This is a genomic window from Halorubrum tibetense, from assembly GCF_055396225.1.
Genome location: NZ_AP043742.1, coordinates 1,854,465 through 1,868,526, shown reverse-complemented (window position 1 = coordinate 1,868,526; position 14,062 = coordinate 1,854,465). Strand labels below are relative to the sequence as shown.

The following is a 14,062-nucleotide window of genomic DNA, read 5'->3' as shown; positions in this document are numbered from 1 at the left end:
ACGTCGACGGGGAAGGCTCAGCATATAAACCGATGGGACACCAACCGAGGGTATGGACGACACGCCTCGGTCGGCGGGACGCGCAGCGCTTCTCGGGCTCGTCGTGGCGGCAGTCACGACGCTGCTCGCGGGACGACGGCTGGTCGCGAGACTCACGCGCGGCCGCCTCGGCGACACGACGGAGTACAACACGGCGAAGGTGTCGGTCTCGGGCCCGATAACACGGGATCGCGGGCGGCCGTCGCCGCTGTCGGGCCCCACGGGCGCGACCGCCGACGAGGTCGTCGAGCAGATCGAGGCCGCCGACGAGGACGAGAACGTCGAGGCGCTGTTGGTCGAGCTCAACACCCCCGGCGGCGAGGTCGTGCCGAGCGACGACATCCGGCGGGCGGCCGCCGCGTTCGACGGGCCGACCGTCGGGTACACGACGGACCTGTGCGCCTCCGGCGGCTACTGGATCGCTAGCGGCTGTGACGAGCTGTGGGCGCGCAACGGGAGTCTCGTCGGATCCATCGGCGTGATCGGCTCGCGGCCGAACGCCGCGGGGCTCGCCGACAAGCTGGGGATCTCCTACGAGCAGTTCACCGCCGGCGAGTACAAGGACGCCGGCGTCCCCCTCCGCGAGATCGAAGAGGAGGAGCGCGAGTACCTCCAGTCGCTGATCGACGGCTACTACGAGCAGTTCGTGGAGACCGTCAGCGAGGGGCGCGAGATGGACTCCGAGACGATCCGCGACACCGAAGCACGCGTCTACCTCGGTCCGGACGCGGTCGAGCTGGGCCTCGTCGACGAGCTCGGCACGCAGGATGACGTCGAAGAGGCGCTGGGGGAGCGGATAGACGCGGACGTCGAGCTCCGCGAGTTCACCCCCGAGCGCGGACTCGCCGAGCGGCTGGGGATCGGCGCGGAACGCGTCGCGTACGCCGCCGGCAACGGGGCCGCCAGCGTGTTCTCGGGCGACGGCCGCGACGTCGAGGTCGAGCTGCGTTAGGACGGCCCGACGAGCAGCACGCCATCGTGGGGTGTCCCACCGTCGTCGACGTCGATCGGCCGGTCGAACGCCCGCGCGACCGCGACCGCGCTCGCGACGTGATCGGTGACGGAGGGGACCCGAACCGTGCCGCCGACGAGGGCGAGCCACGGGACCAGTTGGTCGGCGAGGCGGGCGTCGACGACACCCGGGCTCCGCCCCCATCGTTCGAGCCCGCTAACGGCTCGGTTCGCGATCGTTTCGGCGGGGACCCCTTGCTCGCCGAGCGCCGAGAACCCGGCGACCGGCACAGCGGAGCCGTCGGCAGTCGTGTCGTCGTCCCCGCGATCCACACGGTCCTCGATCCCGCGAGCGACCCGGAGCGTGACGACCGCACCGGTCGAGTCGGTGTCAGCATATCGGGCGGCCCGGCTACCGACGGGGACGCCGCACTCGTCGAGCCGGGTCGCCGCCTCGCGGGCCATCCGATCGGCGACGTTGGCGTCAAGGAGGTCGGCGGAGGCGACGGCGGCGACGTCGACTCGTTCGACGGTCCCCCGATTGGGGGCGTTCGCGAGCGCGAGCCCGAGTCGCCGGGGAGTCGACGGTCCAAGCGTCAGGTCGAGCCGCCCGCCGCCGGCCGGGTAGAACCCCCGTCGGGGCGTGTCGACCGCGGCCGCGAGTCCGTGCGCGCGGAGGACCGGAAGCGTCACCCCGGCGAGGTAGTCCGCCGGCGGGGACCATGCGACATCCGTGCCGCCGTCTATCCGGAGGCGGACGGTGCCGTCGGCGACGAGCGCCGCCGGCAGCACCGTCGTGGCGACGAGCGTCGCGCTCCCGGCGGTCCCGACGTCGACGTCGTGGGTGCCGCCGGTGACGGGTCCCGGCTCGAAGACGACCGTGTCGGCTCCCGTGTCGACGGCGGCGTTCCCGTCGTCGATCGCCTCAAGCCCGCGCTCGTCGGTGCTCGCACGACCGTCGGCGACCGCGCACGCCGCGTCCACGCAGGCGACGTGTTGCGGTTTGAGCCCGGGGTTCGGTCGGTCACCGCGCACGTCGTCGACTTGCACCGGCCGGCCCGTGGCGATCGCGAACCCGAGGGCGGTCCGGAGCACCCCGCCGCCGCCGTCGCTGCCGTCGATCCGTATCACGTCCGGCCGTCGGACCGGCGGCGGGTTGTACCTGTCGACGGCGGCGTCGATCACGCCGGTGCCGGTATCGCCCGGGGGAACGGGGAGGGTTTTTGTTCCGCGGGGGTGTGAGTGGAGGCGTGACGACGCTGGTGATCTGCGTGGACCGTTCCGGGGCGATCGGGCGGGCCACGAACGTCCCGATGCCCGTCGCCGGCTGGGAGGCCGTCAGGTCCCTGGTCACCGACGCGGGGCTCGCGGACCCCGAGGACGCCAGCGTCAACTGCCTGCTCGAAGCGCTCCGTGTCGCCCGCGACCTCCGCGACGAGCGGGAGGACGCGGTCGTCGCCGTCGTCTCCGCCGAGAGCGACACGGCCGTCGGCTCCGACCGCTCGATCGCCGCCCAGCTCGACGACCTCGTCGACCGATACGACCCGAGCGCGGCGATCGTCGTCGTCGACTCCGCCGAGGACGAACGCGTCCTCCCGATAGTCGAGTCGCGGATGCCCGTCGACGGCGTCGATCGCGTCGTCGTCCGGCAGGCGCACGACCTCGAATCCACCTACTACCTGCTGAAACAGTTCCTCGCCGACGAGCAGCTCCGCTCGACCGTGCTCGTCCCGCTCGGCGTCGCGCTGTTGCTGTTGCCCGTGCTGTTCGTCCAGTTCTCGCCGGCGGTCGCGCTCGCGACGGTCGCGGGGCTGTTCGGCGCGGCGCTCCTTTATAAGGGGTTGGGCGTGGACCGCGCCGTCGCGGGGATGCCCGAACGGGTCCGGGAGGCGCTGTATGCCGGCCAAGTGTCGATCGTCACGTACGTCGTCGCCGGCGGCCTCTCGCTCGTCGGGGGGTTTTTCGGCGTGCTGGCGGCCTCCGAGCTGGAGGGTGCGACCGTTGCCGTCGAAGTCATGGAGTTCACGTACGCGGCCGTCCCGTGGCTCGTCGTCGCCGGCGTCACCGCCGCGGTCGGGCGGCTCCTCGACGAGCTGATCCGGGACGAGGGGATCCGGACGCCGTACCTCAACCTCCCGTTCGTCATCGTCGCCGTGGGGCTCGTCGTCCGGGGGTTCGCGGGCTACTTCCTCGCACAGGAGTCGATGATCGACCCGCTGCGCGTCGCCGGGGTCGCGATCTCTCCGGTCCAGCGGCTCGCCGCGTTCATCCTCGTCGGCGTGGTCGTCTCGCTGGTCGGCGTGAAGCTCGCGAGCGACGTGGGCACGGAGACGTTGGAGGAGGTCATCGACGCCGAGAGCGATCCGGACGGGGAGTGACCGTTCCCGCCGCCACACCCGACGGCTTTTCGACGGTGGAGGCCGCGTAGCCGACCATGCAGGTTTACGGGCTCATCGGCAACCCGGTGGAACACTCGTTGTCGCCGCCGCTCCACGAGGCCGGCTACGAGGCGCTCGGGATCGACGCGCGCTACGTCACGTTCGAACCCGGTATCGACGACGCCGCCGCCGCGGTCCGGGGCGCGACGACGCTCGGCGTGGCGGGGCTCAACGTCACCGTCCCGTTCAAACGCGACGTCCTCGACGCGGTCGACCCCGACCCCCTCGCCGAGCGGATCGGCGCGGTGAACACGGTCGACTTCGGGCCGGTTCGGGCGGGGGACGCCGACCAGCCCCGGGGGTACAACACCGACGCCGCGGGCGTTCGACGCGCGTTCGAACACCACGACGTCGCGCTCGACGGGACGGACGCGGTCGTGGTCGGCGCGGGCGGCGCGGGGCGGGCGGCGGCGTTCGCGCTCGCGGACGCCGGCGCGAGCGTTCACGTCGCCAACCGGACGACGGAGCGGGCGGTGGACCTCGCGGGCGACGTGCCGAACGCGGCCGGCGGCGGACTCGACGACCTCGCGACCCGGGTGGCCGACGCCAACGTGCTCGTCAACGCGACGACGGTCGGGATGGAGGAGGACGCCACGCCCGTGCCGACCGAGGCGCTTCACGCGAATCTGGCCGTACTCGACGCGGTGTACACGCCGATCGAGACCCGACTGCTCGCCGACGCCGCGGCCGCGGGCGCGACGACCGTCGACGGGGCGTGGATGCTGCTGTTCCAGGGCGTCGAGGCGTTCGAGCGCTGGACCGGGCGGGACGCGCCGGTCGAGGCGATGAACCGGGCGCTCCGCGATCACTTATAACGTCTCTCGACCTGTCGCGTAGCCGCGTATCACATATCCCGACCGGCCGCGACGATGCTTATAAGCCGAACGGGTTCGCCAGCAGCCCCGCAGTGAGGATCAGCGCGACGGAGAGGCCGGCGGCCGCGTAGAAGAACGGTTTCGCGTCGGCGGCCGCGCCGGCGATGTCGCCGTCGAGTCCGGCGACCGCCTTCGAGCCAGCGACCTCGACGAGCCCGGTGATGAGGAACCAGAGGGCGATCATCGTCAGGACGAGGTGGCCGGCACCGGTGCCGGTGAGCGTGTCGGCCGTGTACAGCTGCCCGGCCATGTGTCCGCCGGTGGCGACGAAGACGAGCGCACCGATCCGGGTTATCCATCGGAGTCGGCCGACGACCGTCGAGAGGAGTTTTCCCCCGACGTCGCCGCGGGTCGCCGGCGGGACGACAGCGAGTGAGACGAACAGCACGCTCCCCGTCCAGAGGATCGCGAAGCCGACGTGCAGCGACCACATGACCGCGTGGATCAGCGTCATGCGATCCGTTGCGAGCGGCGTTACTTATATATGAGTGAAGGAGGCCTTCCGGAGTCGATCGAGGGACGAGCGGCGGGGGGACGCAGCCGAGCAGCTCGTCTACCGGTGGAACGCCGCCTCACACGTTCGCGCGGGACCGGTAGGCCCGTCGCCGGTGTTTAAATATCCCGCGCGTGTATTCCCCGGCAATGGCACTATTACAGAAGATCAAGGCGAAGCTCGGCTTCGGGAGCAACTCGACGGACCACGACGGCGGGGAGACGACGGTGACCGTCGAGAAGGACGCGGACGGCGAAGACGACTCGTCGACCGTGGACGACGGGACGACCGCCGAGACGGCGGAGTCCGCCGATCACGCGGAGTCCGCCGATGCCGTGGGAGTCGATACCGAGCCCGAACCGGTCGACGACGGCGAGTCGGGCGAGACCGACGACGTGGACACCACGGACGCCGAACCCGCCGACGACACCCCCGCTAATGCCGCCGATCCCGACGGCGACGCGGACGCGACCGACGCGGACGCGACCGACGCGAAAGCGGCTGACGCGGACGCGACCGACACGGACGAGCCCGCCGTCGAATCCGACGGCGACCCGGTCGAGGGGATCAAGGGGATCGGACCGGCGTACAGCGAGCGGCTGTCCGAGATGGGGATCCACTCCGTCGCGGACCTCGCGGCGGCCGACCCGGCCGACGTCGCCGAGGGGGCGAAGGTGGGCGAGAAGCGTGCGGCGACGTGGATCCAGCGGGCCGAGGAGTTCTGAATCGGACGCGGTCGGCCCCGGCGAGGCGCTCGAACGACCGCAACCGTTTCACCGGTGCCGGCGAACCCTGATCCATGCACGGTTCCGTTCACACCGACCGGGCGCGGTTCCGCGAGGTCGCCGCGACCGCCCCCGCCGGGGCTCGCGTCCCCGTCGAGCTCCGGGTCGCCGTCGACGACCCGTTCGACGCGTTCAGGCGCGCTCGCGACGGCCCGGGCGGCTTCTTCTACGAGACGACCGGCGGCCAGTCCGGCTGGGGATACTTCGGCGTCGACCCGGCCGAGCGGCTGACGGTCGGCGCTGAGGCGAGCGTTCGATCGACCGGATCGGACGGTTCGGACGCCGGGGAGACGAGCCCGACCGGGGACTACCGCCGCCCGACGCCGACGCTCGCCGCCCTCGAAGGCGTCATCGACGGGGAGACGCTCGTCCGCGGCGATTGTACAGTACCGTACCCGTGTGGCGTCTTCGGTTGGCTCTCCTACGACGTCGCCCGCGAGCTGGAGTCGTTCCCGCCCGCGCCACCCGGCGGGCCGGGCGCGGTCGACGACCGCGGGCTCCCGCGGCTGCAGGCCGCGCTGTTCGACCGGGTAGCGGCGTGGGAGTGTCCGGTCGACGGGGACGATGGGCGGGATGGGAGCGACGACGCGGGAGTCGACCTCCGAGTGACCGCCTGCCCTCTGATACCCGCGGATCGGTCCCCTGAGGGGCTCGACGACGCCTTCGATTCGGGGGTCGCCCGCGCCCGGGAGCTGATCGAGCGGATCCGGGCCGGCGATCCGGCCGTCGGTCCGCCGCCGACGGGGGCAACCGGGAGCCGGGACGCGGGCTCGGGCCCCGAGTCCTCGGCGACCTTCGAGAGCGACACCGGACAGGAGACGTACGCGGACGCGGTCCGGCGCGTCAAGGCGTACGTCCGGGACGGTGACACGTTCCAGGCGAACGTCTCGCAGCGGCTCCGCGCGCCCGCGACCGTCCATCCGGTGGCAGCGTACGACGCGCTCCGGCGGGTGAACCCAGCGCCCTACTCCGGGCTGCTGGAGTTCGAGCGCGACGGGTTGGGGGCCGACCTCGTAAGCGCGAGCCCGGAGCTTCTCTTAGAGCGCGTGCCTAGCGAGGATCCGGAGCGTGGCGCGCGGCTCCTCACCGAACCCATCGCGGGCACCCGGCCGCGGGGCGAGGACGCCGACGCGGACGCCGTGTTGGAGGCCGAGCTGACCGGCGACGCGAAGGAGCGCGCCGAACACGCGATGCTCGTCGACCTCGAGCGCAACGACCTCGGGAAGGTGTCCCGGTTCGGCACGGTCGACGTCGCGGAGTATCGCCGGGTGGACCGGTACTCGGAGGTGATGCACCTCGTGAGCCTGATCGAGGGCGAGGCCCGCCGGGACGTGGGGCTCGCCGACGCGCTCGCCGCCTGTTTCCCCGGCGGGACGATCACCGGCGCGCCGAAGCCGCGGACGATGGAGATCATCGACGAGCTGGAGGAGACCCGCCGAGGGCCCTACACCGGGTCGATGTTCGCGGCGGGGTTCGACGGCCGACTGACCGCCAACATCGTCATTCGAACGCTGGTCCGAACCGGCGAGCGGTACGACTTGCGCGTCGGCGCGGGGATCGTCCACGACTCCGAGCCCGACGCGGAGTACGCGGAGACGCTCGCGAAGGGCCGGGCGCTCGTGACGGCCATCGACGAGGCGCTCTCGGAGGCGGCCCTCGATATCACCGACGAGGGTGCGACGGAGGGTGAGACGTGATGAGTGAAACGGACGCGGACGGCGCGACGAACCGAACGCACGCGGACGGCGCGACGAACCGAACGCACGCGGACGGCGCGACGAACCGAACGCACGCGGACGGCGCGACGAACCGAACGCACGCGGACGACGTGGGCGGCTGGCGCGCCGGCGTCGGCGATGCGGACGCCCGGGTGCTCGTGATCGACAACTACGATTCGTTCGCGTACAACCTCGTCCAGTACGTCGGCGAAGTCGCGGGCGCGGTCGCGGTCCGGCGGAACGACGCGATCGACCTCGCGGCGATCCGGCGACTCGACCCCGACGGCGTCGTCGTCTCGCCGGGGCCGGGGACCCCGCAGTCCGCGGGGGTGTCGATCGACGCCTTCGAACTCGACCGCCCCGTCTTCGGTGTCTGTCTCGGCCACCAGGCGCTGTGTGCCAGCCGGGGAAGTCGCGTGGGGCACGCCCCGGAGGTCGTCCACGGGAAGCCCTCGACGATCAGCCACGACGGGAGGGGGGTCTTCGCGGGGCTTCCGGACCGGCTCAGGGTCGGACGGTACCACTCCCTGTGCGTCGAGCGCGACGACCTCCCCGCGGAGCTGGTCGAGACCGCCCGAACCGAGGACGAACGCGAGGTGGTGATGGGCGTGCGCCATCGCGAGAAGCCGCACGTCGGCGTGCAGTTCCACCCCGAGAGCATCCTCACGCCGGAGGGGAAACGGATGGTGCGGAACTTCGTCGACCTGTGTGAGACCCATGAGTGACTCGGGAGAGTCCCCGGAACCCACCGACCTGCGCTACCATGTCGACGGGGAGCTCGTCCCCGCCGCCGCGGCGACCGTCCACGTCGAGGACCGCGGGTTCGCCTACGGCGACGCCGCGTTCGAGACGCTTCGAGCCTACGGCGGCGAGGTGTTCCGGTGGGACGCACACGCCGACCGGCTCGCCGACACCTGCGAGACGCTCGCGCTGGACCACGGGCTGTCGGACGCGGATCTGAAGGGCCGGATCGACGAGACGCTCGCCGCCAACGACCTCACGGACGCGTACGTCAAGTGCTCGATCACCCGCGGCCGCCAGCCGGGAACGCTCGATCCCCAGCCCGAGATCGACCCGACCGTCGTCGTGATCGCCACCCCCCTCCCGCGCGGCGGCGTCGACTCGTCTCCCGCTCACGACGGTCCCGCAACCCTGCAGACGACGAAGACCCGGAAGATCCCTGACCGCGCGATCCCGGCGGCCGCGAAGACCCACAACTACCTCAACGGGATCCTCGCCAGGCTCGAGCTCCGGGTGACGGGCGCGGACGAAGCGCTGATCCTCGACCCCGACGGCCACGTCGCCGAGGGGGCGACCGCGAACGTCTTTTTCGCCGACGGCAGCGCGCTCAAGACGCCGTCGCTCGACGGCCCCGTGCTCCCCGGGATCACCCGCGAGACCGTCATCGAGACCGCCGAAGACGAGGGGATCCCGGTCGAGGAGGGGACGTACACACCGAGCGACGTGCGCGAGGCCGACGAGGTGTTCCTCACGAACTCCACGTGGGAGGTACGGCCCGTCACACGGGTCGACGGGCTGGCCGTCGACGCCGACGGTGAGGGGGTCGCCGGCCCGCTGACGACGCTGCTCGCGCGACTGTTCGACCGGCGTGTGGAGGAGCGCTACTACGACGGCGAGCGGCTGTGAGCGTCGGACGGGCTCGCTGCCGGCATCGGAGCCGTACCGGACGGGCCGGCCGCAGCGTTATCCCTCCAGAGACCCTACGTGACGGATGGCAGACGACAAGCGCGGACGCGAGAAGCAGGCCGCGGACGAGGACCGACGCCAGCGCGAGCGCGAGCTCGCCACCGAGCTGGAGCGCGGCGATGAGCTCGAACCGGCGGTCGACCCCGCGGCGCTCGCCGAGTTGGAGGCGTCGCTCGAGTCCCTAACGTTCCCGGCGACGGGTCGCGAGCTCGTCGCCGCGGTCGGGGAGCACGATATCGGCGCGGGCGGCGACCGCTACGTCCTCGCGGAGCTCCTGCCCGACGCGGACATGGAGAGCTTCGACGCGCCCGCCGTCGTCAGCGAACGGATCCGACACCCCGCGGTCGCGACGGCGATGAAGCGGGTCGTGGAGGCGGCGGCGACGCTCCCGGACGAGGAGTTCGGCCGCTCACAACACGAGGCGTTCGAGCGGACCTTCAGAGCGCTGAGCGATGTCGATCTCGTCGACGACGAGGCGGGCGTTCACGCCATCGCGGACTGGGTCGTCGACCGGATCGACGAGCGAAAAACGGTCCCCGGCTCCCGGGACGTGCGCCGGCAGGCGGCGACGTACTGCCGGGAGAACGGGTACGAGATCCGCAACGACGAGTGGCTCGGGGTCTGAGAGCGGCCACCCCAAGCCGGTTCATATACCGCCCTCCATCGCCGAATTGGCCGGGAACGCGGAACGTTCAAACCCGCGGCAGGACACGAACCCGTATGGACGCGGACCGTCGGATCGCCGCCGTCGAGGAGGTCCCCGAGGACAGCACGCTGCTCGTGACGCTTCGACCCGTCGACGCCGGGAGCGTCGACGACAGTGAGGGCGACGTGGGCGAGTCCGAAGACGGGCGACCCGAAGCGGAGGCGATCCTCACCCGTGCAGCGGGCGAGGTCGCCGCGTTCCGCAACTACTGTCAACACTGGACCGACGTGCGTCTCGACCGGGACGACGGGGCGTTCGTCCGGAACGGCGAGGTGTTCTGTCAGAAACACGGCGCGACGTTCGAGGCCGACTCGGGGTACTGCAACTTCGGTCCGTGTGAGGGCGCGGTGTTGGAGGGCGTCGACGTGGCAGTCGAGGACGGAGCGGTGTACCTCGACGACGACGCCTACGAGTTCGTCCGTCTCGGGCCCGCCAGCCGCGAGGGTGACGGGAGCGGGTCCCGGATCGACTTCACGGGCAGTTAGAACCGCGTCCGCGACCCGCCACCGCCCTCGTCGCGGCCGAGCGCCTTCTTCAGGAAGCTCATCCAGCGCTTGCGGTCGGCCGCCTCCTGCCGTTTCGCCTCCGTCTCGGGGTCGGGTGCGTCCAATCCGTCCAGTGCGTCGAGCGCGCGGTCGATCCCGATGATCGACGCCGCCAGCTCCTCGCCGCGCTCGTAGCTCACCTCGTTCTCCTCGATGCGTTCGAGCCGCTCCAGCCGCTCGCGACGCAGGTTTCGCTTCGCCTGCTCGACGCGGTCGCGCTCGCCCGGCGGCACCGTGTCGCGCCGCTTGATCTCGAAGACGAACGACTGCAGCTCGATCGGCTCACCCTGGACCTCGATCTCGTCCGGGATCGCTGCGCCGACCGTCGCGGCTTCGCGGTTCACGCGTTCGAGGAGCCCTTTCCGTTCGTACTCCTTCACAAGCGAGAGGGAGGCAGCGATCGTACTTCGCTCCTTCGCTCACCCGGCCGGGCGACGCGCCGGTGTGCGATCGGGGCGACGCACCGATTGCCGACACGGGCGACGCGGCGATGGCCGACACCGGCGACGCACCGATACCCGGCCGCGCCGTCCGGGAGCCGGCCCGTCGATGGCCGCGAACCCCGATGTCGCGAACGAACGGGGTTAACCCGATCGGACCCCAAACGGGGGTATGGAGTCGCTCGAAGCCGAACTCGAACGCGCACGCGACCTGGACGTCGCTGCGCTCGCGGACGCCATCGAGGCGATCGGCTTCGAGTGTACCCGCTGTGGCGGCTGCTGTACGGGGTACGCCCCGGACGAACCCGGTGGCGCGCCGGCCGGCGAGGGGGTCGACGAGGCGGGTTCCGACGGCGCGGACGAGGGAGCAGACGAGGCGGGTTCCGACGGCGCGGACGAGGGCCCGAGCGGGGACCCAACCGGCTGTCACGACGAGGTGGAGCGCGAGCCGCACACCGCGACGGTGTTCCCCGACGAGGTCCGGGCGGTCGCCGACGCCGCGGAGGAGCGGTTCGACGAGGCGTACGACTGGCGCGACGTCGCCCGACCGATGCCGTACGGTCTCGTCGAGGGCGACGACGGCGAGCCCGCGGGCGAGACGTTCGAGTGGGCGCTCGCGACCGACGACTGCGGCGACTGTACCTTCTACGAGGAGACGGACGGGCAGGGGGCGTGTACCGTCCACGACGCCCGACCGCTGATCTGCCGGACGTATCCGTTCAGCGTCGCGCTCGGCGGAACGAGCCAGCCGATGGGCGAGGCGGTCGACGCCCAGGGGCTGGTACGGGCCCACGAGTGTGAGGGGCTCGGGCGCGACATCGACCGGGCGGACGCGGAGGCGCTGGCGGAAGCGTTGAAAGAGCGGGCGGTCCGGGAGCTGCGGGAGGCGATCGGGGTTCGGGACGGCTACGACCCGACCGCGTCGGCCCGCGCGGGCGGCGCGGTCGTGTTCGACTCTGAGGGGCCGAAGCGGGTGGACGGGACGCCGGTCGACGGGGGCGACTCCGACGGCGACTGACCGAGGTCCCGTCCGCTCGCGCGGAGGCGACCGGAGCCCTCGACCCCACCCTGCCAACAGTCGGAGCTGGGTCGGAACGGGCGGTACAACTATGGTGTGGGGCCCCGACGTTTCGGTGGAGTCTTAGCATGGAAATCTCCGAGAAGCTCCTTTGTCTGTTCAGTGCCGATATCCGCGAGGAGGACGACGAGTACGTGATCGAGGTGCCGCGCCGGGAGGTCGACACCGGGTCGCTCGAACCCGGGGAGACGTACCGGGTCGCGCTCATCGCGCGTGACGACTTCGAGAACGACGCCGACGTCGACGACCGTGGGGGCGGAAGCGCCCACGAGGACGGACCGCAGCCGCCGGTCGAGCCGGGCGAGATGCGGTACGTCGAGATCGAGGACCTCGGCAAGCAGGGCGACGGGATCGCCCGTGTCGAGCGAGGGTACGTGATCATCGTGCCCGACACGGAGGTCGGCGAGCGCGTGAAGATCGAAGTGACCGAAGTGAAATCGAACTTCGCGGTCGGCGAAGTGATCGACGACGACGTCTGAGCGTCCCGGACGCGACCCGCCGGACGCGACCCGCGGATCAGTCGGCGGCGCGGTCGCGGTCCGGGACCCGCGCGTCCCAGTAGGAGACGGAGGCGACGTAGTCGCCGGGGATCGTGTTTCCGATCAGCTCGTCGAGCGCGCGGAACGGGGTGGCGATGATCCCGGGGAGCTCGCGATAGAACCCGTACGGGAGGACGAAGTCGTGCTCCTCGCCGGCGAGCGTCAGGCCGGCTTCGCCGAGCATCGTGGCTACCTGCCGCTCGGAGTAGAGCCGCGAGCCCATCGGGAGCAGCCACGTGTACAGCACGCGGAGGCTCCGTCCGTTGAACGTGTCGAAGAACACCTGATCCCTGCTCACCCGACGGAGCTCCCGCATGAACTGCAGCGGCTCCTCCATCAGGTGGAAAAAGCGCATCGCGACGACGGAGTCGAAGTGGTCGTCCGGGAACGGGAGCCGCGAGGCGTCCCCGCGCATGAACTCGACGGTGTCGGAGAGCCCCGCGTCGGCCGCCTTCGCGCGTCCCTGTTCGAGCATCTCACGGGAGATGTCGAGGCCGATGATGTCGGCACCCTGGTCGGCGAGCATCGTCGTGAACCGACCGGTGCCGCAGGCGACCTCCAGCACGCGGTGTCCCTCGTCGATCGGTCCGAGCGCGGAGAGCACGGCCTCCTTCTCGCGCCGGTCGATGAGCGCACCGCCGCCCGTGAACCGGACGTCGTCGTACTCCTCGGCCACCTCGTCGGCCTGATACCAGTCCTGACCCTTCACGATACTGCCGATGAACACCGAACGACCAAAACCGTACTGGATGCGCGACGAGCGGACCCGGTCGCGGTCCAATAATAATCGAGGACCGTCGCGGCGCGACGGTCCCGCGGGCGGCCCGTCAGCCGCTCGTCGATATCTCCTCGGTGGGGATCCGGATCAGCACCCGAGGGCCGGACTCCTCGCCGTGGTGCGGGTACTCGTCGACATCGAAATACCGCCGTGCCAGCTCGTCGATGTGCGCTTTCGCGCCCTCCTCGGTGAGTTCGGCCTCGCCGCGGACGGAGACGTACCGGTACGGGTCGTCGGGGTCGACCACGCTCACGCCGACCTTCGGGTTCGCCCGCACGTTCCGCTCCTTGCGACGGCCGCGAGCCGTGTTCACGAGGACGTACTCCCGATCGTCGTGGTCTACCCACACCGGCGTGACGTGTGGGGTGCCGTCGGGTAACACCGTCGCGAAATGAGCGAACGATTCCTTCTCGAAGATATCGACGTGCGACTCCGGGATCACGTCGAACGGTTCGGGTCGCCGCGACAAAAATCCGCCCGATCGATCGGTATTGACGGCGATCCGACTACTGATATTAACACCTTATACACTTACGATAGGATTCCCCCATATGTAGCCAACCTTTACCAATAGGCAGTGACTCCTCCTGTCGTATGAGTACCAGTCCCGTGGGGACACCCGACCAGGACCGTCTGTCCGAAAGCGAATACCGCGACCGTCTGCGCGAGCTCCCGCCCAGCGCCAAGCTCGTCGCGAAAGTGTTGGAGAGCGACTCGCCGCTCTCACAGGGCGGTCTCGCCGAGGAGTCGCTGCTGCCCGACCGCACCGTACGCTACGCGCTCAACCGCTTGGAGGAGGAGGAGCTGGTCGATTCGCGGTACAGTTTCAAGGACGCCCGCAAGCAGGTGTACTACCTGACGGTCTGACCCCACGGACCACCCGTTTTCGACCGTTCCCGTCCCGTCCAACAGCCTGCTTTTTCCCGCCGTCACGTCACGGGGTCCTTTTTATATCCCCGGGGCGATCGTC

General features: G+C 70.8%; 17 protein-coding genes. 12 read left to right on the top strand and 5 right to left on the bottom strand.

All coding sequences use genetic code 11. The features are described from left to right. Positions 1–52 precede the first annotated feature (52 nt). Positions 53–991 (top strand): signal peptide peptidase SppA, encoded by a 939-nt coding sequence (sppA, locus tag ACZ5TV_RS09460; protein ID WP_464383754.1) that lies wholly within the window; start codon positions 53–55, stop codon positions 989–991. Here the strand turns inward: sppA and ACZ5TV_RS09455 are convergent. Continuing rightward, a complete protein-coding gene (locus tag ACZ5TV_RS09455) occupies positions 988–2,175 on the bottom strand; it encodes an RNA 3'-terminal phosphate cyclase (protein ID WP_464383753.1) in 1,188 nt (395 codons plus the stop codon). The two genes, sppA and ACZ5TV_RS09455, sit on opposite strands and share 4 nt — an antisense overlap. A gap of 65 nt (positions 2,176–2,240) precedes the next feature. On the opposite strand from ACZ5TV_RS09455, the gene ACZ5TV_RS09450 reads away from it, so the two are divergent. After that, positions 2,241–3,368, top strand: a complete 1,128-nt coding sequence (locus ACZ5TV_RS09450; RefSeq protein ID WP_464383752.1) for a DUF373 family protein — start codon at positions 2,241–2,243, stop codon at positions 3,366–3,368. Between the two features lie 56 nt (positions 3,369–3,424). Continuing rightward, positions 3,425–4,243 (top strand): shikimate dehydrogenase, encoded by an 819-nt coding sequence (locus ACZ5TV_RS09445; RefSeq protein ID WP_464383751.1) that lies wholly within the window; start codon positions 3,425–3,427, stop codon positions 4,241–4,243. Between the two features lie 58 nt (positions 4,244–4,301). On the opposite strand, the gene ACZ5TV_RS09440 is transcribed toward ACZ5TV_RS09445, so the two are convergent. Beyond that, positions 4,302–4,757 carry a transporter gene (locus tag ACZ5TV_RS09440; RefSeq protein ID WP_379783639.1) on the bottom strand — a complete coding sequence of 152 codons (456 nt, stop codon included), beginning with the start codon at positions 4,755–4,757 and terminating at the stop codon, positions 4,302–4,304. Positions 4,758–4,945: 188 nt separating this feature from the next. Between ACZ5TV_RS09440 and ACZ5TV_RS09435 the strand changes: the two genes are divergently transcribed. The 6 genes from ACZ5TV_RS09435 to ACZ5TV_RS09410 all read left to right on the top strand — a co-directional run bounded on the left by ACZ5TV_RS09435 (position 4,946) and on the right by ACZ5TV_RS09410 (position 10,197). Continuing rightward, positions 4,946–5,521 (top strand): helix-hairpin-helix domain-containing protein, encoded by a 576-nt coding sequence (locus ACZ5TV_RS09435; protein ID WP_464383750.1) that lies wholly within the window; start codon positions 4,946–4,948, stop codon positions 5,519–5,521. Positions 5,522–5,595: 74 nt separating this feature from the next. Next, positions 5,596–7,278 carry an anthranilate synthase component I family protein gene (locus tag ACZ5TV_RS09430; RefSeq protein ID WP_464383749.1) on the top strand — a complete coding sequence of 561 codons (1,683 nt, stop codon included), beginning with the start codon at positions 5,596–5,598 and terminating at the stop codon, positions 7,276–7,278. Next, a complete protein-coding gene (locus ACZ5TV_RS09425) occupies positions 7,278–8,024 on the top strand; it encodes an anthranilate synthase component II (protein WP_464383748.1) in 747 nt (248 codons plus the stop codon). Before ACZ5TV_RS09430 ends, ACZ5TV_RS09425 begins: the two co-directional genes overlap by 1 nt. Then, a complete protein-coding gene (locus ACZ5TV_RS09420) occupies positions 8,017–8,946 on the top strand; it encodes an aminotransferase class IV (protein ID WP_379783637.1) in 930 nt (309 codons plus the stop codon). The genes ACZ5TV_RS09425 and ACZ5TV_RS09420 overlap by 8 nt, the downstream gene beginning before the upstream one ends. Before the next feature lie 85 nt (positions 8,947–9,031). Next, positions 9,032–9,631, top strand: a complete 600-nt coding sequence (locus tag ACZ5TV_RS09415; RefSeq protein WP_464383747.1) for a DUF5789 family protein — start codon at positions 9,032–9,034, stop codon at positions 9,629–9,631. Between the two features lie 95 nt (positions 9,632–9,726). Continuing rightward, positions 9,727–10,197: a Rieske (2Fe-2S) protein gene (locus tag ACZ5TV_RS09410; protein WP_379783661.1), complete on the top strand. Its 471-nt coding sequence runs from the start codon at positions 9,727–9,729 to the stop codon at positions 10,195–10,197. Here ACZ5TV_RS09410 and ACZ5TV_RS09405 read toward each other — a convergent pair. Then, complete coding sequence (locus ACZ5TV_RS09405) at positions 10,194–10,637, bottom strand: DUF5788 family protein (protein ID WP_379783659.1); 444 nt, start codon at positions 10,635–10,637, stop codon at positions 10,194–10,196. The two genes, ACZ5TV_RS09410 and ACZ5TV_RS09405, sit on opposite strands and share 4 nt — an antisense overlap. A 232-nt stretch (positions 10,638–10,869) precedes the next feature. On the opposite strand from ACZ5TV_RS09405, the gene ACZ5TV_RS09400 reads away from it, so the two are divergent. Continuing rightward, the gene (locus tag ACZ5TV_RS09400) at positions 10,870–11,715 is read left to right on the top strand and encodes a YkgJ family cysteine cluster protein (RefSeq protein ID WP_464383746.1); all 846 of its coding nucleotides are present in this window, start codon (positions 10,870–10,872) and stop codon (positions 11,713–11,715) included. Between the two features lie 128 nt (positions 11,716–11,843). Continuing rightward, positions 11,844–12,254 (top strand): TRAM domain-containing protein, encoded by a 411-nt coding sequence (locus ACZ5TV_RS09395; protein WP_379782853.1) that lies wholly within the window; start codon positions 11,844–11,846, stop codon positions 12,252–12,254. Positions 12,255–12,291: 37 nt separating this feature from the next. On the opposite strand, the gene ACZ5TV_RS09390 is transcribed toward ACZ5TV_RS09395, so the two are convergent. Both ACZ5TV_RS09390 and ACZ5TV_RS09385 read right to left on the bottom strand, forming a co-directional pair. Continuing rightward, the gene (locus ACZ5TV_RS09390) at positions 12,292–13,023 is read right to left on the bottom strand and encodes a class I SAM-dependent methyltransferase (protein WP_379782851.1); all 732 of its coding nucleotides are present in this window, start codon (positions 13,021–13,023) and stop codon (positions 12,292–12,294) included. Between the two features lie 118 nt (positions 13,024–13,141). Further along, positions 13,142–13,534, bottom strand: a complete 393-nt coding sequence (locus ACZ5TV_RS09385; RefSeq protein ID WP_379782849.1) for a PPOX class F420-dependent oxidoreductase — start codon at positions 13,532–13,534, stop codon at positions 13,142–13,144. 152 nt (positions 13,535–13,686) lie between these two features. Between ACZ5TV_RS09385 and ACZ5TV_RS09380 the strand changes: the two genes are divergently transcribed. Continuing rightward, entirely contained in the window at positions 13,687–13,959 is a 273-nt protein-coding gene (locus tag ACZ5TV_RS09380) for a helix-turn-helix domain-containing protein (protein WP_379782847.1), read from the top strand. The last annotated feature ends 103 nt before the right edge of the window (positions 13,960–14,062 follow it).

What these genes read in the sequence shown, in the direction of transcription:
- ACZ5TV_RS09445 (WP_464383751.1), top strand. Translation starts at nt 3,425, where the DNA reads ATGCAGGTTTACGGGCTCATCGGCAACCCGGTGGAACACTCGTTGTCG.
- ACZ5TV_RS09415 (WP_464383747.1), top strand. Translation starts at nt 9,032, where the DNA reads ATGGCAGACGACAAGCGCGGACGCGAGAAGCAGGCCGCGGACGAGGAC.
- ACZ5TV_RS09440 (WP_379783639.1), bottom strand. Translation starts at nt 4,757, where the DNA reads ATGACGCTGATCCACGCGGTCATGTGGTCGCTGCACGTCGGCTTCGCG.
- ACZ5TV_RS09420 (WP_379783637.1), top strand. Translation starts at nt 8,017, where the DNA reads ATGAGTGACTCGGGAGAGTCCCCGGAACCCACCGACCTGCGCTACCAT.
- ACZ5TV_RS09400 (WP_464383746.1), top strand. Translation starts at nt 10,870, where the DNA reads ATGGAGTCGCTCGAAGCCGAACTCGAACGCGCACGCGACCTGGACGTC.
- ACZ5TV_RS09435 (WP_464383750.1), top strand. Translation starts at nt 4,946, where the DNA reads ATGGCACTATTACAGAAGATCAAGGCGAAGCTCGGCTTCGGGAGCAAC.
- ACZ5TV_RS09425 (WP_464383748.1), top strand. Translation starts at nt 7,278, where the DNA reads ATGAGTGAAACGGACGCGGACGGCGCGACGAACCGAACGCACGCGGAC.
- sppA (WP_464383754.1), top strand. Translation starts at nt 53, where the DNA reads ATGGACGACACGCCTCGGTCGGCGGGACGCGCAGCGCTTCTCGGGCTC.
- ACZ5TV_RS09395 (WP_379782853.1), top strand. Translation starts at nt 11,844, where the DNA reads ATGGAAATCTCCGAGAAGCTCCTTTGTCTGTTCAGTGCCGATATCCGC.
- ACZ5TV_RS09380 (WP_379782847.1), top strand. Translation starts at nt 13,687, where the DNA reads ATGAGTACCAGTCCCGTGGGGACACCCGACCAGGACCGTCTGTCCGAA.
- ACZ5TV_RS09410 (WP_379783661.1), top strand. Translation starts at nt 9,727, where the DNA reads ATGGACGCGGACCGTCGGATCGCCGCCGTCGAGGAGGTCCCCGAGGAC.
- ACZ5TV_RS09430 (WP_464383749.1), top strand. Translation starts at nt 5,596, where the DNA reads ATGCACGGTTCCGTTCACACCGACCGGGCGCGGTTCCGCGAGGTCGCC.